This is a genomic window from Leptospira wolffii serovar Khorat str. Khorat-H2 (assembly GCF_000306115.2).
In the GTDB taxonomy this organism is placed as follows: Bacteria; Spirochaetota; Leptospiria; order Leptospirales; family Leptospiraceae; genus Leptospira_B; species Leptospira_B wolffii.
Genome location: NZ_AKWX02000020.1, coordinates 267381 through 291797, shown reverse-complemented (window position 1 = coordinate 291797; position 24417 = coordinate 267381). Strand labels below are relative to the sequence as shown.

Sequence of the window (24417 nt, the reverse complement as noted above, 5' to 3'; positions counted from 1 at the left end):
TCCATGCTTTACTTTAACTCATGGGCGATATCTTCGCTTATTTGTTGTATATTCACCTTCATTATTTTCGCGTTCCTAACGAGCCTTAAAAAGAAGGCGGATTATACCTCCGCGTTTTCCTATCTCTTTTTACTCGTCTTCCTCATCAATTTCGGTTTCTTCATATCCGCGATATTCCCGTATCCGCAAGCGGCTTATCATCGCTTCCTGACGGGACCGGCAGCCGCATTCGGTACGATTTTTCTATGCGTATTCGCTTATCTTTATCCAAGAAACGATCACAAGAAGGAAGCACGGATCGTACTTGGCGCTCTTGTGGGGATTTCCGTACTTACGATTCTATATTCCTATTATCAGATATATACGAATAAACCCGAATTCCATTTTGCCGGCCAGATCTATAATTATCAACAGAAAGTCGGTAATCTACTCGCGGTATCCCTTCTTGCGTTTGTAGGAGTGATGATCTTCATTCAGATTCGCAAGATTTTGAAAAGCGATAAGGATGAAAGAAAAGCTCTCGTTCAGATGTCCATAGGAATGGATATAACCTATTTGGTTCCCGTGGTATCCAACGTCTTGTTTCGGGAGGGGGTGATCACATTCAATGCTTTCCAACAATTGTACGTGGGATTCATGATTTTGGGATATTTTTCCCTAACTATATTATTTATAAATAATACCGTAGATAAGACTTCCTTCATGACAAAGATCGTCGGGATCACCGTCGTGACCTGTCTGGTTTTCGCTCAGGCTTTTTCCACAGTCGTCAATTATAAGAACGAGGCGTTATTCGACGAGATCAGCTTAAAGGAAGCGTCCACTTTCTTGAAGACCGGAAGTTCGGAAGGGTCTTCCATCGCATATGCGGTCGCTCTAAATGATTCTTCCGGTAAACCCAGGATTCTACTCAAATCTCCCGGCGTAGAACCCAATACTTCCGTCGCGCTCAAAGAGATCGTATCCAACAGGGATAAGGGAAATTTTAGGAATAGGACATCGACGATTAATTCCCCTAAAGATGCCGGCGAGGAATATGTTCCTCCTCCTACGGATTTATTCTTTTCCTACTATCTTAGGGACGAGGTCGAAAAAAGGACCCTGCTTGTAGCTTTTCCGTATTTGACGTACCGGAATTTTTTGGATGAGACCAATCGCTGGATCGTCTTTCTTACATTGGCGTTGGTTTTCGTGATTCTAGCGTTGTTTCCATTCTTCTTTAATCGGAGTTTGGTTCGTCCTTTGAACACTCTGATCCGAGGGGTGGGAGAAGTGAACTTGGGAAATCTAACCGTAAAAATTCCCGTCCTGGTCCAGGACGAAATCGGTTATCTTACGGACTCCTTCAACAAAATGGTGGAAAGCATTCTAGAAGGAAGGACCAAGTTAGAAGAATACGCCGACACCCTAGAAGAAAAAGTAGAGGCTCGTACGAAAGAAGTCACCGAAAAGATGGAGGAGATCCAAGCCTTGAAGGTGCAACAGGACGGAGATTATTATCTCACTTCCTTATTGAGTCGTCCTCTGATGACGAATTGGAATCGGTCCGAAGTCGTTAGTACCAATTTCTATATAGAGCAAAAGAAGAAGTTCACGTTCAGGAATAAGGAGTCCGAGATCGGGGGAGATATCTGTATCAGCGGGAACCTTCTCTTCGGAGATGAAAAGGAGAAATGGACGGTCTTCGTAAACGGAGACGCGATGGGTAAATCCATGCAGGGTGCAGGTGGTGCCATCGTACTCGGAACCGCTATGAACAATATCATGGCAAGGTCCGCAAGTCAGGGAAAAATATTAAAGGTAAGCCCCGAAGATTGGATCAGAGAAACCTATCGAGAATTGGACGATATTTTCAGAACATTCGACGGAGTCATGATGGCTTCCGCGATCCTGGGACTCTTGAACGAGAAGACGGGTAAACTTCTATATTTCAATGCGGAACATCCTTGGGGCGTGCTGGTTCGAGACGGTAGAGCTTCTTTCTTGGAGAGGGAATTGACTCTAAGAAAACTAGGTTCTCCTTCCGAAATGAGTTTTAGGATTTTGGAATTCCAACTTTTTCCGGGAGATATTCTATACGTGGGTTCCGACGGTAGGGACGATATCAATCTTACCGAAGACGGTGTTACCTGGTCGATGAACGACGACGAGAATCTCTTCTTAAATACTGTGGAGAGTTCCAAGGGAGATCTGGACAATCTCGTGGATAGACTTCACGGACTCGGCGCTCTATCCGACGACCTTTCTTTGATTCGGATAGGATTTCAGGAGAAAATTGCTCCTAGTACGAACGGGTCCAAGGCTTCGGTTCCGGAAGCTGCGATCAGAAAGTACACGGAAGCAAGAGCTTTATTACAACAACAGGAAGTGGGGACCGCGCTCTTACTCTTAGAAGAAGCTTTGGAAATCTCCCCTTCTTTCGGGGCAGCGGCTAGACTTTTAGGTCAGATTCACTACGATCGAAAAGAATACCAACCTGCTTCCAAGTGGTTGGAAAATTATCTTAAAACCGATTCGGATTCTCCGAATATCTGGTTCCTTCTCTCCGTTTGTTATAAACATCTAAAGGATTTCCGAAAAGCCACCGAGGCAGCGGAGAAGGTCCGAGTTTCCCAGCCGCATAGGTTGGCCAATCTAGTGAATCTGACCGACAGCTATCGACTTCTAGGACGCTTTTCGGATGCAAGACTCGTTTTGGATTCGGCTCGCTCGATTGACGGAGAGAATCCGGGAGTTCTGAAATTGGAAGAGCTACTGAAATCCAAAGGGTATTAAAAAGGAATTTAGGTTGTGAAATCGGCCTTTCCGCAATGTTTTGTAAAAACGACCCTTTAGAGTTCGGATTCGATTTCCGTTCCGTTCGAACGGCGCCCCTAACCGGATATCCAAGAAATTCGAGATCATACCGCTATCGGTATTTAGTCTCATTCCCAAAGACAGGGTGATCTAAAGGTTCCAAAGGTAGAATTCGAGGTACCACAGAATGGCCAATTTGTACTACGATAAAGATACGGATCTTTCCGTATTAAAAGGAAAGACCATCGCCGTAATCGGATACGGAAGTCAAGGTCACGCGCAAGCGCAGAATATGAAAGACTCCGGTCTGAAAGTCATTATCGGATTGAAAGAAGGATCCAAATCCAAGAAAGAAGCGGAAGAAGCGGGCTTCGAAGTATATTCAGTCGCCGAGGCTGCAAAGAAAGCGGACGTCATCCAAATTCTCGCTCCGGACGAAATTCAAGCGGATATCTATAAGGCCGATATCGAACCGAATCTGAAGGACGGAGATGCATTAGTTTTTTCTCATGGATTCAATATCCATTTCGAATTCATCCAGCCTCCCAAAACCGTAGACGTATATATGGTCGCTCCTAAGGGACCAGGACATCTGGTTCGTAGAGTTTACGTAGAAGGCGGAGGAGTTCCTTGTCTGATCGCCGTGAACCAAGACGCTACAGGAACCGCTAAGCAAAGGGCCCTTGCTCACGCTGCCGGAGTCGGCGGAGGAAGAGCGGGAATTCTCGAAACTTCCTTTAGGGAAGAAACCGAGACCGACCTTTTCGGAGAACAAGTCGTTCTTTGCGGAGGACTCTCCAATCTGATCATGGCAGGATTCGAAACCTTGACCGAAGCGGGTTACGACCCTGAAATCGCATACTTCGAATGTTTGCACGAAGTAAAACTCATCACCGACTTGATTTACGAAGGCGGCTTGGCTCGTATGCGTTATTCCATTTCCGGAACTGCGGAATACGGAGACTACGTATCCGGACCTAGAATCATCGACGCCGGAGTTAAGGCTCGTATGAAGGACGTTCTGAGCGATATCCAAAAAGCAAACGGATCCAAATTTGCGAAAGCTTGGATTGCGGAAACCAAAGCCGGATATCCTAACTTTAACAAAATGAGAGAGCAAAATGCGGGACATCCTATCGAGTCCGTCGGTAAAAAACTCCGCAGCATGATGAAATGGTTGGGTAAATAAGAACTCAGCTTGATCAAAAATCTCGCATGAAAGGCCGGGTATTCCCCGGCCTTTTTCATTTTGGGAGCTTGTTTCCGAAGACCATTCGATTTTAATGCGTTAGATTACTTCTAAAAATTTATAGGTTAGAATGTCCGATTGAATCGAATCGAAGGATAGATTATCCGAAACGGCAAATCTATAATCCGTAACTACAACGGTTTAATAGTTCCGTGATGCAAAAATCAAGGATAAGTAAAAAATCCCATGAAATCGAAAAAGATACTAATCGCGATTTTTCTGATAGTGCAGGCTTTTGCCTGCAAGCAAGATCCTAAAAATTCCCTCTGGCTGCTGTTGATGATGTCAAACGCTACTGCATCTCCAAGCACCATGACGATGAGCTTTGATGCAGGGCCGAACCTAGTCACAAAATCTTATCCTGCTCAAATCGGCGTCGGTACGATCTCTACTTCTCTTCCTTACGGTCTGGTAGGCAGGGCTATCCCGAATTTCTTCTTGAGTGAAGGAAATTGGAAACTTTCGGACGGTACCGTATTACAATCAGGACTGTCTCCGATCGATCTTACGAGTACTACGTATCTAGTTTACGAGGCAGAAAACGGGGTAGAAACAAACTATAATTTATCAGTCTACCAAACGGTTCCGGTTCCAGATACCGATGTTTCCAAATGCCAGAATGATTCGGATTATATTGCATGCGGAGATGCTAATTTTCCATTCCAAGACGGTGATGTTCAGAATGCTCCTAATGCCCGTGCATATACTTCTATACAGACATTAAACGGCTATGCGAGTGATCCTGTAATCGTAGACTCTCTCTCGGGCGTCGTCTGGAAATCCTGTTTGGAAGGACTTTCCGGCACGACTTGCGGAACCGGAAGTCCTACAACTCAATCTTGGACAAACGCTAAAGCAACCTGTGCAAATTTAAATTCAGCGAACTCCGGAAACGGGTACGCCGGTCTCAAGACTTGGAGATTGGTAAGTAGGAAGGAGATGGATTTTTCCGTAGGTTGGCTACAGACAAGTGTGACTCAATATAATGTTCCGGATAAAGACAAGTTTCCGGGGAGAGATTCCGCTTCTTCCTACGATATTTGGGTAAGAGAAGAAGATCCAAGCGATCCAACTAATAAAGCATTCTCATACGGAATCGGTTCTTGCTGCGGTTTTCCGGTGGCGAAATCCACTTCCACTTATCGTGTCCAATGTGTTGCCGCTGCTCCGATTCCCGATCCGGATTTCGTTTTTCCCGAAGCGGGAGTTGTATTGGATAAAAGAACCGGGATCCAGTGGGCTAAATGCCCCATTGGTAGAAGCGGGACTAATTGTGAGGTAGGAAGCAACACTCAAAACACATACGGAGTTCTTTTGGGGGCCTGCAATAATCTTAATACGGCAGGAAAAGAATGGAGGCTTCCCATTATTAACGAGCTAAGTACGTTGGTGGATTATTCCGGTGGTCCTTTCATTTCCACCACGGCATTTCCTTCCGGGCTCGGCACCGCGAATACGTATAGTTGGGTTTATTCTTCCACGCCTGCTCGAGATTCTACGCCCGTCTTAACCAATGCTCTCCTTCCGGCTCTGGGAGGAATCGCATACACCGGGAAGAATAGTCCAAGTGATAGAACCGCGCTCTGTACTGTTCGATAGAATTTTTCTAATCATAGCCGGACTTTTTTGTTCACGATGTTGAATCTTAAGTTCGGCAAAATGAAGGATTTCCAGGTACCGAGCATCGCTATATCCCGTTCGAAAAAGAACCAGCAATAAATTTACTAAACTATAGCGATTCGGTTCCTGATTTTTTGTGAAATGGGAAGAATTTCGGTCCGAACTTCGGTCCAAGAGGCTACATTTCAGGGGTAAAAAAAATAATGACAATCCCCGGATTTTCCATATGTTTAGGCTCACTCAAGCCAGGAGGCTCGAATTGAAATCCTTAATTTCCGTTATCGGAATTTCTCTCTTTCTATTTTCAACGGACGCATTCGCTCAGAGAAGGTTCGGTCTGATCTTCGGTTCCAATTATAAAGGAAACAAGGCGGGGATCCCTGAACTGAATCTTTGCGAGGCTGACGCTAAGTATCTCCACGACGAAATCAAACGCGTGGGAAAATTCGACGACATCAAGATCGTTCTTGGTAAGGACGTAACCAAGGCAAATATCCAGAAGGAAATTAAAGCGCTCGCTTCCCGCGCAAAAGGCGACGATACGGTTTTCCTTTATTTCTCGGGACATGGGGCTTTCCAAAGGGACGAAAAAGCCAAGAACGGAATGCGTAACCTGATCATTTGTTACGATCGTCCTCACCTTTCCGACGACGAGTTAAACGATTATTTGGAGGATGTAAAATCTCCCAAGACGGTTTTCGTTTTCGACTGCTGTTTCTCCGGAGGGATAGCTAAGAAAGGAAAGGCTACTCGAGGATCCGCGCCGGTTCCGATTCCGGAAGGAAGCGACGGGACCGTTAAACAAGATTCCCAAGATTTTTACTTTCAGGACAAGGCGATCATTTCCAGCGCCGACGATAACCAAACCGCTATCGAGGTGGGGGGTACCATCAATCACGGTATCTTCACCTATAATTTCGGAAAGGCACTATCCACTGCGGACCTGAATCAGGACGATGTAGTTACGGCTCTAGAAGCATTCTTCGCATCCAGAGATGAAACCGTCGCCATGGCCAAAAAATTCGATCATGAGCAAGTGCCTCAGATTTCGGGTAACGCATCCGGGATCTTTTTAGCTGGAGAAAAGAAACCGGATCCTCCTAAACCGGTAGAGCCGATCAAACCTCCGGTCAATCCTACTCCTGTTCCGGACGTAAATCCTCCTAAACCGGAGCCGGAAACTCCAGTTGTAACCAACGAAGAGCCGCCGGTAGTTCCTACGAATCAAAAAGGAGATCTAGTTATTAAGACTACTATCATCCAAGATAGAGCTTATGGAGTTTCCGATCTGCCTCCCGAAATCCGTATTACCACTGGTAAGAAGAGAGTGGGCAACCGTAGTATTAGAGTACTCATCGACGATAAGGAATACGATAAAGTCGTAACCGCAGAATCCTCTAATTATTGGGGCGCGGTTAAAAAGATGGGAAAACTGATCCCTGGTGCCGTTTATACTCTAACGATCAAAGGAGTTCCTGCGGGAGTGCATAAGGTGACCATCCAGGCGGACGATTATCCCGAGATCCAAAAGACCCAAGCGGTTCTTCCGAATAAGAAAAACGAACTGGAAGTTGTGACTTCTATGTCCGGTTTCGGTGCGATCCGAGGAAAGGTATTCTACAGAACTTTGGATAATCCTGTGATCAATCAACCGATCTATATGCCTACGATCACCAGCGTGACCGGAATCCAAAAACTGAATACCGATCAAAATGGAAATTTCTGGTTCACGAACTTGAAACCGGGAGAATACGAAATCAAGGCTTCTTTCGCCGAAGACTTGAATTTGAATAACTCCGAAATCAAGGTAAGAGAAGGCGAGGTTAGCGAAGTGGACGTGATTTTGAACGTCAAACTTCCTTCCACCAAAACGAAATACTGATCCCGGCTCGTCCGGAATTAGGGAAAGCCTTTCGGGAAACCGAGAGGCTTTTTAATTTTAATGCGTAGTCCGTTCTTCCAAGAATCCGGGATAAATAAGAATAGAATGAAGGTCCTTCACATTCTTCTAATTCTATCCTTGGTCGCTTTTCCCGTTCTCTCACAAGCGGACGAAGAGATCGAAACCTATTTAAGAGAAAACGTTTGGGGATATCGCAGTAAATCCGGAATCCAAATCGGCAAACCCGTTTTCTCCATGGCCTGCCCATTTTCGGAAGGGAAGGCGGCGATCGAATTTAAGGGGCGAGGCGGATTCTTAAAGAAAGACGGAACTTTCCAGACCTTTCCGAATGCCATGCCTTTAGGGGTGTTTTCTTCGGGATTGATTCCCGTAAAAAGGTTCGGTACATACGGTTTCATGAATCACGAATATAAATTCGTTATTCCGGAAACTTACGATTATGCTTCGAGCTTCGAGAAAGGTCAGGCAAAAGTTTGCAACCGAGTGAACGGCAATTACCTTTGCGGATTTATAGATACGACCGGGAAAATTCTTCTCCCTTTAGAATATGGGAGGCTCAACGTATTTTCCGAAAATACTTTCTCGTACTACGATTATAATACCAGAATGTACGGACTCGTTCGGAAGTCCGGAGAAAGCTTAGAGACCAAAAGTTTTTACTATTTCCAAGCGGTTTCCGCATCTAGAGCCATCGTTTTAACGGAGCGTGGAGGGAAATGGGGGATATTCGGAAGCGACGGTTCTTATATTCTCACGCCTACTTACGATTATATTTTTCCTACATCGGAAGAAAGGATTCCGTTTATGGAGAAAAAGAAATGGGGGTATTTAGATTCGAGCGGTAAGGTTCTAATCTCTCCCCGTTTCGATTGGGCTTATACTTTCAATGAAGGCATTGCGGGAGTGATCCTGGATCGCAAGGTCGGTTTTATTCGGGAGAATGGAGAATATCTCGTTTCTCCTCAGTATGCTTTGAGCTTCGCGGAACACATGGCGATAATAGGCGATGGACATTTCGGACATTATAGCGGCTTTTCCGAGGGATTGGCCGGAGTGTACCAGGACACGAACGGCGACGGGATCGGAGACAAGATGGGCTATATTGATTCTTCCGGAAACGTTGTGCTAGATTTCCAATACGAGGCCGGAGGGGCCTTTCGAGACGGAAAGGCCGTAGTTATTCAGAATAAGATTAGAAAGACGATAGATAAGCAAGGTAAGGAAGTGGAATCAAAAACTTCCCGATTGGATCCGGAGTTTTTTCCTAAATCCTGTAAGTTAGAAGCGCCGTACTGAGTTAAGTTTTAGGATTTATGATCGTTCCGCTCTACCTTCGGCAGAAGGTAGAGTTGAGCCTTTTGGTTTGGTGATTAGTCTTTTTGAAAATGTTTCCATTGGGTGGAATTAATTCTTCTTTTACGAATTTCCAATAGGATTCTCATTTGCTTTCTATCGAGAAGACTGCCCGCTTTTAAACCGAATTCCGGTAAAGAAGTGTCGTTTGTCAGATTGGCAAAGGTTTTTCCAATTTTAGAGAAGGAACTCCGCAGATCCGGATCCATATCGGGATATATCATAAATCGCCTCCGTGCGACCCCATTTGGGATGGGAAAGGAGAAAGCCCCGTTTTTCCGTCCTTGGAAGGAAGCTTTCTCCCAAACTGTACTTCGGGCAGTACTGAAAATACTTGAGATTTTTTTTTCTTGTACGAAAAGAAAGTACGGGGTAAATTCGGTTAAAATGCAGATTCGTCTGGAAAATAGAACTGGGAATAGGTCGGGAAGATTCGTCGTATACGAATACGGAACCGACCTTTTCGGCTATGTCTATGTGGATAAGTTCCGCGGCCGAGATAAGGGCCGGATCGTCTCCAGATGGCTGATGCGGGATGTAGGATCTCTTGTCCGGCTTTTGGACCATGAAATCTACCGAAGAGAATCCGAAAATTACGAGAACGTAACTATCGCAGTATGAACCCCCCGTCCCGGGTAGATCGAATCGATCGTAAGATTTCCCGCCTTTTCCATATCATTCAGAAAGAAGAGTCTCGACTTTCCCTTCTCTCCACTTTTAGAATTTTATCCTTCGTAGGTTTTCTAGGTTGGATTCTAGGAGTTTATCTACTCCGGACCGGATCTGAATTGCATTATCTTCCTGCGATTCCTATTCTTCTCGTCTTTTATAGACTTCTCGCATTATACCAGAGACGTAAGGAGAAGGTGAGAAGGTTGCAAGTTTGGGTCGAATTCTTGAAGACCCAAAAGGCTCGCATTCTCCTGGAAGGATCAGGATATCCTAGGCCCAAAAGAGAATATTATAAAAATCTACTTCTTCAGAATAATACTCCGTCCTGGACCAAGGATCTGGATTTTTTAGGAGAAAAAGGCGTTTATTCTAGGATAGATACCACTGTCTTGGAAAAGGGAACTTCTTCCTTTTTGAATTACTTCTTCGAGGAGAACTCCGAAGAAAGGATCCGAAGTCGTCAAAAAACCGTAATAGAACTTTCGGAAAGGTCGCAAGTTTCCCAAAAATTATTGCGGCAATTGCGATTGTACGAGGCTTCTTTTCCGGACAGAAAGGACGGCGAAGAGGAAAAATTACCCTCTTATATTCCCGATATCTCGGGCAAGTTTCGAGTCAAAGCGGGAGATAATTCTCAGGCCCCTCCATTCAATCTTTTTGAGAAGATTCCTTCCGGCTTCTGGGATGTTGCTTTCGGAGCTTTGGGGAAAACGATCCGTATTATCTTTCCTGTGTGGATTTTAGGAATTTGGATCTTTTTGATCGGAAGTCTTTTATTCGCTCAGACCTGGGGAGCGGGTCTTCTTTTATTAAACTTCGCATTCTTCGGCTTCTATCGGGAAGTTTCCCTAAGTATGATTCATCCGATTGCGGAAGATTCGGAAACTTTGGAAGAATTGGGTAAACTTCTATTCTTCATAAGGAATTCCGAAATCTCGGGGATCTCGCAGGAAAAGTATCTTTCCGGTTGGACCGAAAAAGAACTCAAAACCGCATGGAAGGAATTGGATAAGATTGCAGGCTTGGCGGCTTATACCCGTTCGCCTCTCTCTCACGGGTTGCTGAATATTCTATTCTTTTTCGATCTTTGGGTTTGGTCTCGCTATGCTAAATGGTGGAAATCTTGGGGAAAAAGAATTCTTCCCGCGTTGGAAGATCTTTCCGAACTCGATTCTCTTCTTCCTTTCGCGAATCTGAAATGGATAGAGCCTACGTTCTCTTTTCCAATATTAGAAAAAAGAGATGGATCCTACGACATTTCCGCACGCGCCTTAGTCCATCCTTTGATTCCTTTAGAGAAAAGGGTTCCGAACGATTTGGAGTCGATTCTTCCCGGAAAACTTCTACTTCTTACGGGATCCAATATGTCGGGAAAGACGACTTACCTTCGTGCAGTGGGAATTTGCGGAGTTCTTGCAATGGCAGGCGGTCCGGTTCCCGCGCAAAGTTTTCGGACTCCGATTATCGACGTACATTCCAGTATCCGTAACGAGGACTCGGTTGAAGAAGGAGTTTCCTTCTTCTATGCGGAAGTCAGACGTTTGGGAAGAATCCTGAAAGAAGTTACCGACTCCGAAAAAGGGCATTTGGTTCTGTTAGACGAGATTCTAAAAGGCACGAATTCTAGGGAAAGAACGATTGCCTGCAAAGGGATTCTGAAAAAGTTGAGCGGGTTCCGCGTCTTCGGAATCGTTACTACCCATGATTTGGAATTGGCCGGCTTACAGGATCTTGCTCTTTATCATTTCCGAGAGGAAATACGGGAGGGCAAGATGACTTTCGATTATAAGATTAGAGAAGGAGTCGTCCGGTCTAGTAACGCTTTGGAAGTTCTGAAACTCGAAGGTTTGGACCTGGAATAATTACAAAACGATTCCCTACCGACATAGGGAATGGATCCTTCGTTTTTGTCTTGCCCGAAGAATTCGAAAAAAATCTAATCATAACTGATAGATGAAAAGGCTTCCGACCAATCTCAAACTCATAGGAGGATATGCGATCTATTTCGCAATCGTCCTTATTCTTTATAAAATCGCTTTCCTTTGGGTTTATTCTTACCGTTTGCAAGAGGCCAATATCGGGGACGTCCTCTTTGCGATCTTAGTCGGTTTTCGCTTCGATCTCTCCGTGATTGCGATGCTTTTAGGAGTGTTCGCCTTTCTTTCCTGTCTTCCGTATTTGAATCGTTTCAAGACATTCACTTTTATATGGGGTTATTTCCCGATATTGATCAGCGTTTGGATGATCTCCCATTTGATTGCCGATATCGTTTATTTCGAAAATGCGAATAAGCATATTGGTTATGAAGGTTTCGTTTTCATCGGAAAGGACATGGGAGTGATTCTGAAATCGGCGTTCGAACAGAATCCGCTTCTCGCCGTGATCGCTTCCGCATTGATTCTTATTTTTCTTCCCGTATCCACGGTTCTATTTCTGAAATACAATCCGTATCGTTACGAATCGGAGAAATGGAAAAGAGATTCGATCTTATCCGTAGTCGTTTTGATAATCGCAATATTCGCCGTGCGCGGTGGATTTCAGGAGACTCCTCTGCGCGCGAGTAACGCGATCGTCTCAGGTCATTCTTTCGTGAATAATATCGCTTTGAACGGTGTGTTCACATCCATCATGGATCTAAAGAGCCAATCGATTCCGAACTATCTCAAATCCGATATGCAGGATTCGATTCGAACGGTGAGAGAGGAAATCTCCTACGAAGGAGCGGAATTCATAGGGAAGAAGTATCCTCTTCTGCGCAAACAGAAGCAGACTAATAACGGAAAGCCTCCTAATGTTGTTCTAATCCTCCTAGAAAACTGGACCGGAAAATTCATAGATCCGATCAGTGACGGAAAGGTCTTCGATAAGGAGCTTACTCCCAATTTCAATAAACTCCTTAGAAAGGGTAAATTCTTCACGCGTTTCTTCGCCTCCGGAGGAAGAACGACTAATGGTATGATGTCTATTCTTACCGGAATTCCGGATCGTCCCGGTCTTACGGTGGTAAGAACCCATCAGGTGCTCGGAAATTTTTCCGGCCTGGGAAGCATTTTTAAAGGTCTTGGCTACGATACATTCTTCGTTACTGGTGGAGATTTAAGTTTCGATAATAAGGCGACTCTGATGCCTCATTGGGGATTCGATACCGTTATGGGAGAGAAGGAAATAGCCAAGTTGGATCGCTTTAAGATCGGAGCCTGGGGATATGACGATGCGGACGTTTTACAGGTTTTACACGAACAGATTTCCCAATCCAAGAAGCCGTTTTTAGGAGTTTCCCTAACTCTCTCGACTCATTATCCTTATCGCGCTCCGGATCCCAAATTCCGGATTTTTAAGGAAGGGGAGAGGGACTTCGAATATCTGAACGTTTACCATTATGCGGATTGGGCTATCCGGGATTTTATGGACCGGGCGGAAAAATCGAAATATTTCGATAATACGATCTTCGTTTTTGTAGCTGACCATACCCATCATAGGTATCTCGATTATTACGAAGATCGGAATATTCCGTTTTTGATATATGCTCCGGGTAGAATTAAACCCGGTTTCGACGATAAAGACGCCTCGCAGCTCGACGTAATACCTACGATATTGGGTCTGGTCGGCAAGGAGACTTACTTCTCGGCGATGGGCAGGGACCTATTGGCTCCTAAGAAAACCGAGTCCGCTTATTTCGCTTACGGAAATTTGATCGGTTGGATCGAATCCGATTTGTTCTATATCCATTTCGTGGACGGGAACAGAAATTTGAAATATTCGGCGAACGGTCCTAGAATGGAAGTGGATCTATGTGATAAGAACCAAAAGATCTGCGATAAACATTTTCATAAGGCGAGGGCCTTCTTTAATTTAAGCCACGATCTTATGAATAAGAATCTGGTCTTTCCGACCCCACAAGAATTGGAGAAGAAGGAATTTTAATCATTTTTCCTTTTGCTTCTTAAGAGTCTCTTCGTCGGACGATCCCCCAAAGAGACTAGTTACGCCGTCCCAAAGATCTCTAACGTATTCTCCGATTACGGATCCAGCGACTCCTCCCGCGTAAGGGCCTCCTAAAGGAATGAGATAAGGACCTAAAACGGTCATACCCGTATATACGCTTCCAAGCCAGATCGGATCCACATACGGGATTCCTTTACCGAAGGTTCCGGCATAAATGATCGGGATATAGAATCCTTTTCCGATATACTTTCCGCCGATACGCAAATGGATTCTCATATCGATCTTTTTATCGAATCCTACCGTTCCCTTTCCGTCCACATCCATTCCGCTATTCGCAATATCGAGTTTCATATTCGGAAAATGCATTTTGTTACCGGATATCTTGATATCGGATTTCAGGGTACTGAATTGGAATTTACTGCCGTCGACTCCCTTTAATGCGATGATTTTTCCCACAGTGTTGATGACAGGAATCATGAAGTTCGCATATCCCATCAATTCTCCGTTTTTGACCGTAACGTTTCCGATACCCTTCATATTGGCTAACAGTTCGGTCATGGAATCCTGTTTGCGATCCTTAATCGAGGTCTCGAAGGAGAACCAACTACTCATCTCTCCGATGATGATTCTTTCGGGGAAATAAGGCAGAAGTACCCGATCCACTTGGAGACGATGCGCGTCACCCTCTACTTCTATCTTGGGAATGAAAGGATAGATCTTGGCTTTTCCCAAAATCTCTCCGTTGTATATATACGCGTGGAAACTAGGAACCGTGACGAGCGGATCCACGTATTTCGCCTCGAATTCCACATAGGAAAATCTGTGCTTGAAGGCGAAGAAATTGTTTAACTGCCCCGTGAAGTAAAATATCCCCGGAGGAGAATTCGGATCGAAAAGATCCTCTCTGACCTGGAAGAGCCTAGCGACCTTTAGAATATTATGATAATCTCCGTACTCTGATTTGATATCGAATTGTCCTAGGCTTCGATTCTTCCAATTTACGCTTCCCTTGGCGCTGGCTTTGGCCACTCCCTCCCAATTCACGTCGATGTAGGGAAAGGCGATTCTTTTTTGGAAGGGATCGAGTTCGAAATCGGTATTTATCCTGATGTTTCCGAAAGGGTTTCCCCCCTTATACGCTAGATCGCGTACTTGGTTTCGAACTTTGAGTTTAAATACGGTTCCTTTTTCCTTAGAAACTTCGATTCTTCCGGACATCTTGGATTTGGAAAAGTCGGCTACCGGAAAGACGAAAAACAAATCTCGCAATAGGGATAAGGAGATGTCTTCTGCGTCCAGGGAAGCGTTGAATTCTAATCTATCCCAACTTACCGGAAAGCTTTGCAATGCTCCGGAAAATTGGAGATTTATAGGCTGATCGTCGATTCTACCTTCGAAAATAATTTCTATATCGGTTCCGTAGAAGGAAACCGAACCTCTCGATTTTTGGAAGTAGACTTTGTAATTGCGATCGTGATTTTCCTCCCGGTATTCTAGGGTGAAATTGTCTATCTCGACGTTTTTTAATCCTACGGAGATGAAATCGGAAGCAGTAAATCCTATTCTAGAATTGATGTCCTCCACTAGAACGGTGACGTTACTTCTTTTTTCGTCCTTCTCTCCTCCCTCTTTCAGATATTCCTGAAGATTAAAGGATCCGTCCTTTCTTCTCTCTACGTATAGGGACCCTCCTTCCACGTAGATGTCTCGGATCTCGATCGTTCTTTTGATGAGCCCGAACCAGGATATATCCAAATCGACCTTATTACTTACTGCGATCAGAACATCATTCTTACGAATTTCGATCTGATTCAGTTCGATTCCGGGAAAAGGAAACATGTATAGGTCCGAATCGGTAACTCGGATGTCCAATCCGGTGGAGCTGCGTAGTTGATTCAGTATAAATTCCTTATATACTTCCTTTCGCTCCACGAAAGGGATATATATTATCAGAAAGAATAATAGGAGGGCGAATCCCGCTAAGAAAAGAAATCGTATTTTCTTTTCTTCCAAATAATCTCTGATGACGTCCCAGGAGCGCATGATTTAGTTTCCGTCCGGAAAATGACAGAGAGCTTTTTGTCCGTTCTCCAGGTTTTTCCATTCGGGAACTTCGCTGGAGCAGATATGTTTTGCGATCGGGCAACGGCTATGAAAATGACATCCACTCGGCTTATTGACGATGCTAGGAACTTCTCCTTGCAAGACGGTTTTTTTCAACTTTCTATTTTCGACTTCGAATACGGAACCGAATAAAGCCTTGGTATAAGGATGGGAAGGCTTCTCTACGATTTCCTTCCTAGCTCCAATCTCGACGATTTTGCCCAGATACATTACGGCGATCTTATCGGATATGGATTTTACGATTCCTAAATCGTGGGAGATGAACAGATAGGAAAGTTTCAATTCTCTTTTTAATTGGTCGAGAAGCAGAAGCACCTGCGCTTGGTTGGAAACGTCCAGTGCAGAAACTGCCTCGTCTAATAGAACGAACTCGGGCTGGATGATTAAGGCTCTCGCGATCGCGATTCTTTGCCTTTGTCCTCCGGAAAATTCGTGAGGATATCTCCCTAGTATTTCGGGTGAGAGCCCCACTTTTTCTAAAATATCCGACACGGCTTTGCTTGCTTCCTCTTCGGAAGATTTTCTGTGGATAACCAGTCCTTCGCTTAGGATATCCTTGATGTTTCTCCTAGGGTTCAGGGAGGAGTAAGGGTCCTGAAAAACGATTTGGATATTCTTTCGAAAAGGTAGGAAGTCCTTCTCCTTGATGTTGAGAATTTCGCTGCCGCGAAAGAAGATACTTCCGGAATCGGGTTCGAGTAATCGGAGTACCGCTCGACCAAGAGAGGACTTTCCGCAACCGGATTCTCCCACTAGGCTCACGGTTTCCCCTTCCGGAATTTCCAAGTCCACGTTTTCTACCGCTTTTACTCTCTTCTTGTCTTTTCCGAAGAAGGTTTCCTTGCCGTAGCTTACGCTTAGTCCTTTGATTTCCAAAAGGTTCATGCGGGTACCTCCTCGGATTCATCCAGAAAGCAGGCGGAGAGATGTTCGGGAGCATGCGAACTTTTTAAATTAGGTTTGGATAATTCGCAGTTAGAGAATGCCGACCTACACCTATTCGCATAATGGCAACCTTTCGGATAGTTTCCAGGAGTGGGTACCCGGCCTTCTATAGGACGGAACTTGCCCGTTCTGGAGAATCTGGAAGGAAGAGAATCGAGTAAGTCCTTGGTATAAGGATGTCTAGGATCGTCCAATACTTGGTCGACGGTTCCGATTTCCGCTATTCTTCCCGCATAGAGAACGCAGATACGATCCGCGATATGGCTTACCAGACCGAAATCGTGGGAGATAAAAAGTACGGATAAATCGAATTCGCGTTTCAGCTTCAAAAGAAGTTCGAGAAGCTGAGCCTGAACGGTCACGTCCAGAGCGGAGGTGGGCTCGTCCGCAATCAATAGTTTCGGGTCGCACATCAAGGACATTCCGATTCCCACTCTCTGTAAGATTCCTCCGCTTAACTGATGAGGATAACAATTCATCCTCATTTTTACGTCGGTAATTCCCACCGCGGAAAGCAAATATTCCGCTTTTTCTTCGGCTTGTTTTCGGGTGCCTAAACCGTGAACGAGGAAAGATTCGCTCATCTGGTCCTTGATTTTTTGTAATGGATTGAGAGCGGAGAACGGTTCCTGGAAAACGTAGGATATCCTACTGCCTCGAGTATTTCTTAGTTCTTCCGCGTTTATTTTAAGTAGATTCTTTCCTTCGAATACGACTTCTCCTCCGGAGAATCGGAACAGACCGGAAGGAAGCAATCTGGTAAGGGCCACGGAGCAGACGGACTTTCCGCAACCGGATTCTCCCACAAGAGCTAGCACTTCTCCTTTTTCGATTTCGAAAGAGATATTTTGGAGTAAGGGAACATAGACCCCGTCTTTACGAAGATCCAGATTCAAATCCGTGACTTTTAGAATTGGATCGGTGCTCATTCGTACACCACCTTTTCTTTGGAGTCGAAAGCGTCACGGATTCCCTCTCCTACGAAGGAGGATAATAATATCGTCATCGCTAAAGCGAAGGAAGGAAAGGTGATCAACCACCAGGCGCGAATATTCTCCCTACCTTGGCTGATCATTTCTCCCCAAGAAGGGTTGGGTGCCGGAATTCCGTACCCTAGAAAGTCTAATGCACTTAAAATGGAGATCGCTCCTATCAAGGTGAAAGGAAGAAAGGTGACCAAGGGAGTGATCGCATTCGGAAGAATATGATCCTTCATGATTTTCCAAGAACCGACGCCGAGAGCCCTGGCCGCGTCCACGTACGTGAGATTTTTGGATCTGTAAAATTCTCCCCGCATGTATGCACTGATACCGATCCAGCTTAATAAGGAATATGTGACTCCCAATACGATGAATCCTCTTCCGAAGAAAGCTCCCATAATAAGAATCAGATATAAGAACGGTATGGCTGATAGAATTTCCACGAACCTTTGTATGATGATATCGGTGCGTTTTCCGAAATAACCTTGTATCCCCCCGACCACCGTTCCGAAAAGAAATTCTATAAAGACCAAGATCAGTCCGAAACTCATGGAGTTTCTGTATGCGTAAAAGATGCGAGTGAATACGTCCCTTCCCCGATCGTCCGTGCCCAACCAATGTTTTTTTCCGGGAGGAGAGGGCGGAGTCTCGTCCTTCTCCATCGTTTCCAAATTATCCTCGTTGTATCCGTAAGGAACCGGCGGGAATAATACCCAATTTTCTCCGTTAGTGAAATCCTCCCTTCTCGACAATCTTTTATAATTGGCGGCCGTAAGATCCACGCCTCCGAAATCGGCTTCTGAATAAAAGAAGAATACGGGGCATCTCCATTTTCCCTGAAAAGAAACGATCCAAGGTTGGTTATTTGCAAGTAAAGGTGCGAATAACGAAGTTCCGTAGGTAAAGGCCAATATCCACAAGGAGTACCAAGCCTTACGGTTCGATTTAAATTTTTCGAATCTTCTTTGTAGCAGCGAATTCATGCTTCGAAATTAATTCTAGGGTCGATAAGTACGTAGCATAGATCGGAAAGAATGTTTCCGATCAGCGAAAGAAGACTTTGTATCAATAGAAGACCCATCATTAGGTCCGTATCCCGTTCCGTTACCGCCTGGAAGCTTAAGAGCCCGATTCCGTCTATACTAAACACCAATTCGATGATTAGGGAGCCTGCGAGTACTAGGCTGATATTCGAGCCGAACCCCGTGGCGATCGGAATTAGGCTGTTCCTGAATGCGTGTTTATAAATGGATTCTTTGAACGTTAGTCCTTTGGATAAGGCCGTTCTCACATAATCTTTGGATATTTGGTCCAATAAGGAGTTTTTCATCAGTAGAGTAAGAACCGCGAACGAGCCGGACACATAGCATACCACCGGAAGAAACATATGCTCTAAGCGGTCTAGGATTTTTTCGAAGAACCCCAGGCTTTCGTATTCGTCCGAAATTTCATGGCCTAAAGGAAAGACGGAGAATACTTCTCCCGAAGCGAATACGTATAATAGCAACATTGCCAAAGCGAAAACGGGAATGGAATAGGCGATGAGTATGATTATGCTTGTGACTCCGTCGAAAGTCTGTCCGCTTTGGATCGCTTTACGAATTCCTAATGGTATACATATTAAATAGGAGAGTAAAAATCCGGATAATCCGAAAGTCAGAGATACGGGAATCTTCTCGGCGATCAATTCCGATACTTCGCGAGAATGGAGTCTGGATTCTCCGAGATCCAATACGATAACGTCCGAAAGCCAAAGGAAGTAGGATACTATGAGAGGTTTATCTAGATGGAGTTTCTTTTTTAAAAGATCGATTTCCTGTTGGGAAATCTGATTTGCGGTCGCCCCTTCCATATTTCCGTAGCCGCGAAGTTTTGCGATTTCCCTCTCTAACGGGCCGCCTGGAGCCAAGTGAGAAAGCATAAAAACAAGCAAAGTGATCCCGAAAAGAGTCGGAATAATCAAGAGCATACGTTTTAAAAAATAGTTTCTCATTCTAAACGGGGCTTTTCCGGAGCGGTTGCTATCGACCGATAATCAAACAATTATTCCCATAGGGTGTTTCGAATAAAGGTTTTTTCCGAGAATCTAAACGGTGCAATCTTATCTAGAAGGCTTGAGTTCCAAATATCCGGAGCCTTTGACTTTTTTTCCGTCAATTTCTCCTTCTACCCGAATCCCACCTTCCCAATAAGCTAGGCCCGTACTGGATCTCGCATCGAATTCCTGCTCCTCGAACCTGGGCGAGATACTCAATTTAAATCTGTCGGAAATTAATTTCCATCCTAATTTGTAGGAAATCCCCGTATTCGGACTCTTCCACGATTCGCCTTCCGGAAAGAAGTTCAGTTCTTTTTCCTTTTCGAAGGTTAGGACTTTACCGTCGGGAGAGCGCAATGTGCCGAATGTCTCCGGTTCCGGATTGGATTTATTTCGGAAATTGAATGCCATGATATCGGATCCGTCTTCCAATTGGATACAGATCCAATCCCAGGATAGATCCCGAGAGGATAAATCGAAACTCGCTTCGGTTCCTTCGGGACTACTCCATTCATGATCCATCCAAGATGTTCCCGATTTGACGTTGTATTCTTGGCCTTCGAGGTAAAGAGTCCCTTTGGTTTCCATTCTTGGAATACTGTAATAATAGGAATAGAATTGAGGATTGGCCCGACTCTTGATCGACTTACCGTTTTTTCCGTGGATCAATATATTTTCGGTTTTGGAATTCAGTTCCAATTCCAATCCGAATCCTGCATCCGTTCTGGGGAAAGCGGAGATTCGTAATTGGGTGGGTCCAAGTACGTCCATCCTATAATCCCCGCTCCAAAGGGTTCCCTTATTCTGGCCCGCGACATCTCCTAATTCTCTCTCGATGGTTTGAGATATCTTATGCTTTTCCATCTTCATATCCGAGATGGCTAAGTGAACCGGATAAACCGCCACCTTAGGTCCGGCATAGGCTCGGAAAAAACTTAACTCGTAACCTAATTCCCTTCCTTCGTCCGTTTGTAGGATTCCCACGAAATAGCACCATTCTACCCGGAAACCTTTATGAAATAAATGGTCTTGGGGAAATCGAAAACTCTTGGATGACCCCGTCTTGGAAGGTTCGCCTGTAGGTGCCGCAAGAATTACGGGGCTTACAATGAATAGAAGCGCGAGTAATGCGATCCGGGCGAGCGGATTGGATAGGAGAATATATGGTTTTGAATCGGACATACGATCGTCGGTCCTCGTTTCCCGGATAAGGAAAATCTTTTGGCCGGAATTTCCTCAGAATTCTTTATTAATCGGACCCGACCAAGGTTTCCTAGAAACGAATTTTTTATAGAATAAAACCGATTTTCTTTTCGAATATATCGATCCTATTTCCAGGAAGCTTTAGACTTAGGATTTCGATAATCGATCTCAACCCCTTCTTTCTAAGAATCCCAAATTCTTCTTGTGAACTTAATTCGAAATGATGAAATCGTACCATGTCCAATCCAGTTCCGCGGAGTGAACGGAAGAAGGCGAAAAAGTTTTTTCAGTATCTCTTCGCAAGGTTTTTAGTCGGGTTTCTATCCTTCTTTCCTTACGTAATACGCGGTAAGATTCTTTTCGGAGTCGTTTATCTATTAGGAAAGCTAACGGGCTCGATTCGTAACAGGATCGAGAGACATATACGTCTCGCCTTTCCCCGGAAATCCGAAAAGGAAATCCAGTCCCTCGTACTACACAATCTTAGGAATCTTTCCCATATGGCCAACGAGTTTTGCGAGGAGTCTCGTATGAATCGACGTTATGTGGACGAGTGGGTGACTTTGCTTCCGAATTCAGAGACGCATACTAGGCTTTTTGAAAGAGGCGGGATTCTGGTATTGGGACATCTGGGAAATTGGGAAACTATGGGAGTTTCCGTTTGTTATTCCGCTCCTAAAAACGATCTCTATGTGTTTGCGAAACGCCAGAGCAATCCTTGGTCAAACTCTTGGATCGAAAAGAATCGGGCCACCCAGAGAATCAAATTGGTATATACCGACGAGAGCCCCAGAAAAGCCTTAAGTTTGTTAAAGCAGGGAAAGTTAGTGGCCTTTATCTCCGACCAAGATGCCGGAAAGAACGGATCCTTTTTTCCTTTTTTGGGTAGAATGGCCTCCACCTTCCAAGGACCGGCTACGTTCGCGAGAATGACCGATGCACCAATCATCTTTTGCAGTAGCTGGTACGATAAGAAGGGAAAGCTATACTTTTACGTGGAAGAATTTGAAAGACCGGATATGGATCCCAAGAAAGATCCTCAGGCTTGGGAAAGGGAATTCACTTATAAGTGGGTGAAACGACTAGAAGAGGAAGTTCGAAAACATCCGGGTGATTACTTTTGGTTGCATAGAAGATGGCATACCAAACCGGAGAACGAGGAGGAGCTTACTCGATTCTGGCAGGATTACGAATCCAGACCGGTGAACGATTAAAGTAAGGCCTCCTTGCCGGAATGCTTAAAAGGAATCCGCGGCTTCCGCTTTATTCTTTATAGAAGCCGTTTTTACGGCCTGGTTCCGGTGAATATAGGGAAGATTTTGAGAGGTGAATAATTCCACGCAAACATCGCAATCCTTCACTTCTTCCCTGAAGTAAATTTTGTTTTCCTCGCTCGTACTTACCCAAAGATCCTTAAGTTCCTTAGGATCGACGGATATATCGAAGAGCTTTTCTTTAGCGGGTAAAGAAGTCAGATTCATCATATAATGATAATTCCCTTTGATATAGCTAATTCCTACTTTGTACAAAGAGATTTCGTTATTATTCGTGATGATGATTCTTCTGTTTCCGTAAATATCGCGCAGCAGCGACTTTCCTTCTAAGTGACTAGTATAATTTTTAACGTTAGAGTTCGTTTCCAAATCCAGAAGATCGATAACGGTAGGAATCAAATCCGTGTTGGCCACCAATTTATCCGTGTTCCTCCTGAGAGCCTGTGAGTTTACTTTTTCCTGTAAAACGGGCGGAATATAAACCAACATAGGGATGGAAACGGTTTCGATATAATTGCTGTCTATATGCCCTAGATACTCATGTTCGAAAAGAGACTCCCCATGATCGGAAGTGAATAGAACCACGGTGTTTTCGAGTAGGCCTTCTTCTTTCAGATAACCGTAAACGTCTTCGAGAAGACTATCTAGATGTCTTACGGAATTATCGTATTGATCCGGAACCGATTGGACCGGAAATACCAAGGATTCCTCCGGAACGATATAAGGAAAATGATTGGTGTTGAAATGAAGAACTCCCGCGAATTTTTTACGATCCGCCTTTAATTCAGAGATCTTACGTTTAAATTCTTTTACGGTTTCTCGATCGTCGATACCGATATCGTTAAAGATCTTGAGACCGCTTTTTTCCTTATCCCAAAGGAAATCGATTCCGGAATTCCTAAAGAAGCCTTCGAAATTATTCCATTGCAGGTTATGACTCGTGATATAGAAGGTGGAGAGATTTGCCGCCTTTCCATATTCCCAAAAAAGAGGATACGTATGTGTCATAGAAATAGGCTGGGAGGGGGAAACTCCGGTAAGAATGCTCGGAAAAGAAAGTAGAGTCGAGCTGGAATTAGAATAGGCTTTTTTGAATAGGAAATAACGGTTACGATCCGCTTCCTTCGAAAGCTGATCCATAAAAGGGCTCGTATTCCTTTCGTATCCGTACACGCCCAGGCTGGATCTTCTTAAACTTTCCGTTATGATGAATAATACGTTGAAATTGGGCGAGTTTGCGATCTGACCCAGACGCGGCTTATTTCGGGACTGGAGGCCCGCCGATCCTAGACTATCGCCCGTTATGTGATTGTACAGATTTCTCCAGACGAATGCGATCGTATTCGTATCGGCGACGTAAACCTGATCGTTGAATCGGGTATTATTGTGCAGAAATCCGCTGATCGTTAAGAATACGACTACGACTCCCACTCTCACGATAGACTGGAATCTGTATTTTAACGGAGGCAGAATGGTGGTCTGCCAAAGTGCAAAACCTATGAGAACGAAAAGCCCGAGAGATAAGATAAAACTATAACGGGTGAATCCGCCTTGGAAAATCGCCCAACTATTTAAGGGTTCGTGAAAAATGAAGGAAAATACGAAGAAGTTAGGCATGATTCCCGTGAAGGAATAATAACCGTAAGACCCGATTATAGACGAGGTATAGAATAACGTGATTAGAGCCAAGGAGATCCAATAAGCGATCTTGGAACCGAGTTGGTACAGGGATCTAAGAAGAATTATGACAGCAGAATACAGAATCAGCGAGTATATAAAGGAAAGTACATAGAAGGCCCACTGCAGAGGTTTGAAATTCGGAAGAATTTCGTCCCTGACAATGAAGTCCGTCGAGAGAATCAGAATCGGAAGCACCCAGATGGAATACTTGCAAACCATCCCCATTATTCTATTTTTATTGTATCCCATCTTTTTCCAAGGATTTAGACAGAATGTAAGTCGTCAATTACATGAAAGAAAAGAAAAAAAGAGAACGAATTTCAATCGAATCGAGTCGAATTTAGACCGCTGTTCATCTTGCGTTTCGGGTCTTTTTTATAATAGCGGGGTTTCTTTCTTTCGAAGAGCGCATATTGGAATTTTTTTATATCATGTGTTATTCTTATCATGCGAATCCTCGAGAATTTTAGAATTTTCTAATAGGATTTCGGGTTCCTCCAACTCGGATTTTCTAAGGGCGGATGCATTCGGCGATATTCATGCCTGCTCGTCGGTTAGAGTTTCTATAAGCGACATAATAAAAAATTTCACGAAATCAAATGAAAGCTAAAGAAAATGAGCCGAATCCGTTGGTT

The 24417-nt window shown here is 44.4% G+C and carries 17 protein-coding genes; 9 read left to right on the top strand and 8 right to left on the bottom strand.

The annotated features are described in order from the left end of the window. Nucleotides 1-3 precede the first annotated feature (3 nt). From LEP1GSC061_RS14610 to LEP1GSC061_RS14590, 5 genes are all read left to right on the top strand, one after another. Entirely contained in the window at nt 4-2775 is a 2772-nt protein-coding gene (locus tag LEP1GSC061_RS14610; protein ID WP_016545995.1) for a SpoIIE family protein phosphatase, read from the top strand. 208 nt (nt 2776-2983) lie between these two features. After that, nucleotides 2984-3985 (top strand): ketol-acid reductoisomerase, encoded by a 1002-nt coding sequence (gene ilvC, locus LEP1GSC061_RS14605; RefSeq protein WP_016546069.1) that lies wholly within the window; start codon nt 2984-2986, stop codon nt 3983-3985. Between the two features lie 246 nt (nt 3986-4231). Further along, nucleotides 4232-5644, top strand: coding sequence for an Lcl domain-containing protein (locus tag LEP1GSC061_RS14600; protein ID WP_016546463.1), 1413 nt, complete (start codon nt 4232-4234; stop codon nt 5642-5644). A gap of 280 nt (nt 5645-5924) precedes the next feature. Next, entirely contained in the window at nt 5925-7547 is a 1623-nt protein-coding gene (locus LEP1GSC061_RS14595; protein WP_040509210.1) for a caspase family protein, read from the top strand. Nucleotides 7548-7652: 105 nt separating this feature from the next. Then, entirely contained in the window at nt 7653-8864 is a 1212-nt protein-coding gene (locus LEP1GSC061_RS14590; protein WP_198014271.1) for a WG repeat-containing protein, read from the top strand. Nucleotides 8865-8938: 74 nt separating this feature from the next. On the opposite strand, the gene LEP1GSC061_RS14585 is transcribed toward LEP1GSC061_RS14590, so the two are convergent. Continuing rightward, nucleotides 8939-9145 (bottom strand): hypothetical protein, encoded by a 207-nt coding sequence (locus LEP1GSC061_RS14585; protein WP_016546149.1) that lies wholly within the window; start codon nt 9143-9145, stop codon nt 8939-8941. A gap of 163 nt (nt 9146-9308) precedes the next feature. Between LEP1GSC061_RS14585 and LEP1GSC061_RS14580 the strand changes: the two genes are divergently transcribed. The 3 genes from LEP1GSC061_RS14580 (at nt 9309) to LEP1GSC061_RS14570 (ending at nt 13517) form a co-directional block, all read left to right on the top strand. Next, nucleotides 9309-9542, top strand: coding sequence for a hypothetical protein (locus tag LEP1GSC061_RS14580; protein ID WP_040509208.1), 234 nt, complete (start codon nt 9309-9311; stop codon nt 9540-9542). Beyond that, complete coding sequence (locus LEP1GSC061_RS14575; RefSeq protein ID WP_016546823.1) at nt 9539-11455, top strand: MutS-related protein; 1917 nt, start codon at nt 9539-9541, stop codon at nt 11453-11455. Before LEP1GSC061_RS14580 ends, LEP1GSC061_RS14575 begins: the two co-directional genes overlap by 4 nt. A 91-nt stretch (nt 11456-11546) precedes the next feature. After that, nucleotides 11547-13517 carry an LTA synthase family protein gene (locus LEP1GSC061_RS14570; protein WP_016546730.1) on the top strand — a complete coding sequence of 657 codons (1971 nt, stop codon included), beginning with the start codon at nt 11547-11549 and terminating at the stop codon, nt 13515-13517. Here the strand turns inward: LEP1GSC061_RS14570 and LEP1GSC061_RS14565 are convergent, their stop codons facing one another. The 6 genes from LEP1GSC061_RS14565 to LEP1GSC061_RS14540 form a co-directional block, all read right to left on the bottom strand. After that, nucleotides 13518-15581, bottom strand: coding sequence for an AsmA family protein (locus LEP1GSC061_RS14565; protein WP_016546821.1), 2064 nt, complete (start codon nt 15579-15581; stop codon nt 13518-13520). A gap of 3 nt (nt 15582-15584) precedes the next feature. Continuing rightward, nucleotides 15585-16547, bottom strand: a complete 963-nt coding sequence (locus LEP1GSC061_RS14560) for an ABC transporter ATP-binding protein (RefSeq protein WP_016546695.1) — start codon at nt 16545-16547, stop codon at nt 15585-15587. Continuing rightward, the gene (locus LEP1GSC061_RS14555; RefSeq protein WP_016546115.1) at nt 16544-17536 is read right to left on the bottom strand and encodes an ABC transporter ATP-binding protein; all 993 of its coding nucleotides are present in this window, start codon (nt 17534-17536) and stop codon (nt 16544-16546) included. Before LEP1GSC061_RS14555 ends, LEP1GSC061_RS14560 begins: the two co-directional genes overlap by 4 nt. After that, entirely contained in the window at nt 17533-18570 is a 1038-nt protein-coding gene (locus LEP1GSC061_RS14550; RefSeq protein ID WP_016545993.1) for an ABC transporter permease, read from the bottom strand. Before LEP1GSC061_RS14550 ends, LEP1GSC061_RS14555 begins: the two co-directional genes overlap by 4 nt. Continuing rightward, nucleotides 18567-19580, bottom strand: coding sequence for an ABC transporter permease subunit (locus LEP1GSC061_RS14545; protein WP_016546654.1), 1014 nt, complete (start codon nt 19578-19580; stop codon nt 18567-18569). Before LEP1GSC061_RS14545 ends, LEP1GSC061_RS14550 begins: the two co-directional genes overlap by 4 nt. Nucleotides 19581-19688: 108 nt before the next feature. Next, on the bottom strand, nt 19689-20807 hold the full coding sequence (locus LEP1GSC061_RS14540; protein ID WP_016546315.1) for a lipocalin-like domain-containing protein: 1119 nt from the start codon (nt 20805-20807) through the stop codon (nt 19689-19691). A gap of 257 nt (nt 20808-21064) precedes the next feature. Here LEP1GSC061_RS14540 and LEP1GSC061_RS14535 point away from each other — a divergent pair, with 257 nt between their 5' ends. Beyond that, complete coding sequence (locus LEP1GSC061_RS14535; protein WP_016546798.1) at nt 21065-22042, top strand: lysophospholipid acyltransferase family protein; 978 nt, start codon at nt 21065-21067, stop codon at nt 22040-22042. A gap of 24 nt (nt 22043-22066) precedes the next feature. Here the strand turns inward: LEP1GSC061_RS14535 and LEP1GSC061_RS14530 are convergent, their stop codons facing one another. After that, a complete protein-coding gene (locus tag LEP1GSC061_RS14530; RefSeq protein ID WP_016546120.1) occupies nt 22067-24031 on the bottom strand; it encodes a sulfatase in 1965 nt (654 codons plus the stop codon). Between the last annotated feature and the right edge of the window lie 386 nt (nt 24032-24417).

Coding starts and splice junctions, on each gene's coding strand:
- LEP1GSC061_RS14600 (WP_016546463.1), top strand. CDS start 4,232: ATGAAATCGAAAAAGATACTAATCGCGATTTTTCTGATAGTGCAGGCT.
- LEP1GSC061_RS14555 (WP_016546115.1), bottom strand. CDS start 17,536: ATGAGCACCGATCCAATTCTAAAAGTCACGGATTTGAATCTGGATCTT.
- LEP1GSC061_RS14590 (WP_198014271.1), top strand. CDS start 7,653: ATGAAGGTCCTTCACATTCTTCTAATTCTATCCTTGGTCGCTTTTCCC.
- LEP1GSC061_RS14535 (WP_016546798.1), top strand. CDS start 21,065: ATGTCCAATCCAGTTCCGCGGAGTGAACGGAAGAAGGCGAAAAAGTTT.
- LEP1GSC061_RS14580 (WP_040509208.1), top strand. CDS start 9,309: ATGCAGATTCGTCTGGAAAATAGAACTGGGAATAGGTCGGGAAGATTC.
- LEP1GSC061_RS14575 (WP_016546823.1), top strand. CDS start 9,539: ATGAACCCCCCGTCCCGGGTAGATCGAATCGATCGTAAGATTTCCCGC.
- LEP1GSC061_RS14560 (WP_016546695.1), bottom strand. CDS start 16,547: ATGAACCTTTTGGAAATCAAAGGACTAAGCGTAAGCTACGGCAAGGAA.
- ilvC (WP_016546069.1), top strand. CDS start 2,984: ATGGCCAATTTGTACTACGATAAAGATACGGATCTTTCCGTATTAAAA.
- LEP1GSC061_RS14565 (WP_016546821.1), bottom strand. CDS start 15,581: ATGCGCTCCTGGGACGTCATCAGAGATTATTTGGAAGAAAAGAAAATA.
- LEP1GSC061_RS14540 (WP_016546315.1), bottom strand. CDS start 20,807: ATGTCCGATTCAAAACCATATATTCTCCTATCCAATCCGCTCGCCCGG.
- LEP1GSC061_RS14550 (WP_016545993.1), bottom strand. CDS start 18,570: ATGAATTCGCTGCTACAAAGAAGATTCGAAAAATTTAAATCGAACCGT.
- LEP1GSC061_RS14570 (WP_016546730.1), top strand. CDS start 11,547: ATGAAAAGGCTTCCGACCAATCTCAAACTCATAGGAGGATATGCGATC.
- LEP1GSC061_RS14610 (WP_016545995.1), top strand. CDS start 4: ATGCTTTACTTTAACTCATGGGCGATATCTTCGCTTATTTGTTGTATA.
- LEP1GSC061_RS14545 (WP_016546654.1), bottom strand. CDS start 19,580: ATGAGAAACTATTTTTTAAAACGTATGCTCTTGATTATTCCGACTCTT.
- LEP1GSC061_RS14585 (WP_016546149.1), bottom strand. CDS start 9,145: ATGATATATCCCGATATGGATCCGGATCTGCGGAGTTCCTTCTCTAAA.
- LEP1GSC061_RS14530 (WP_016546120.1), bottom strand. CDS start 24,031: ATGGGATACAATAAAAATAGAATAATGGGGATGGTTTGCAAGTATTCC.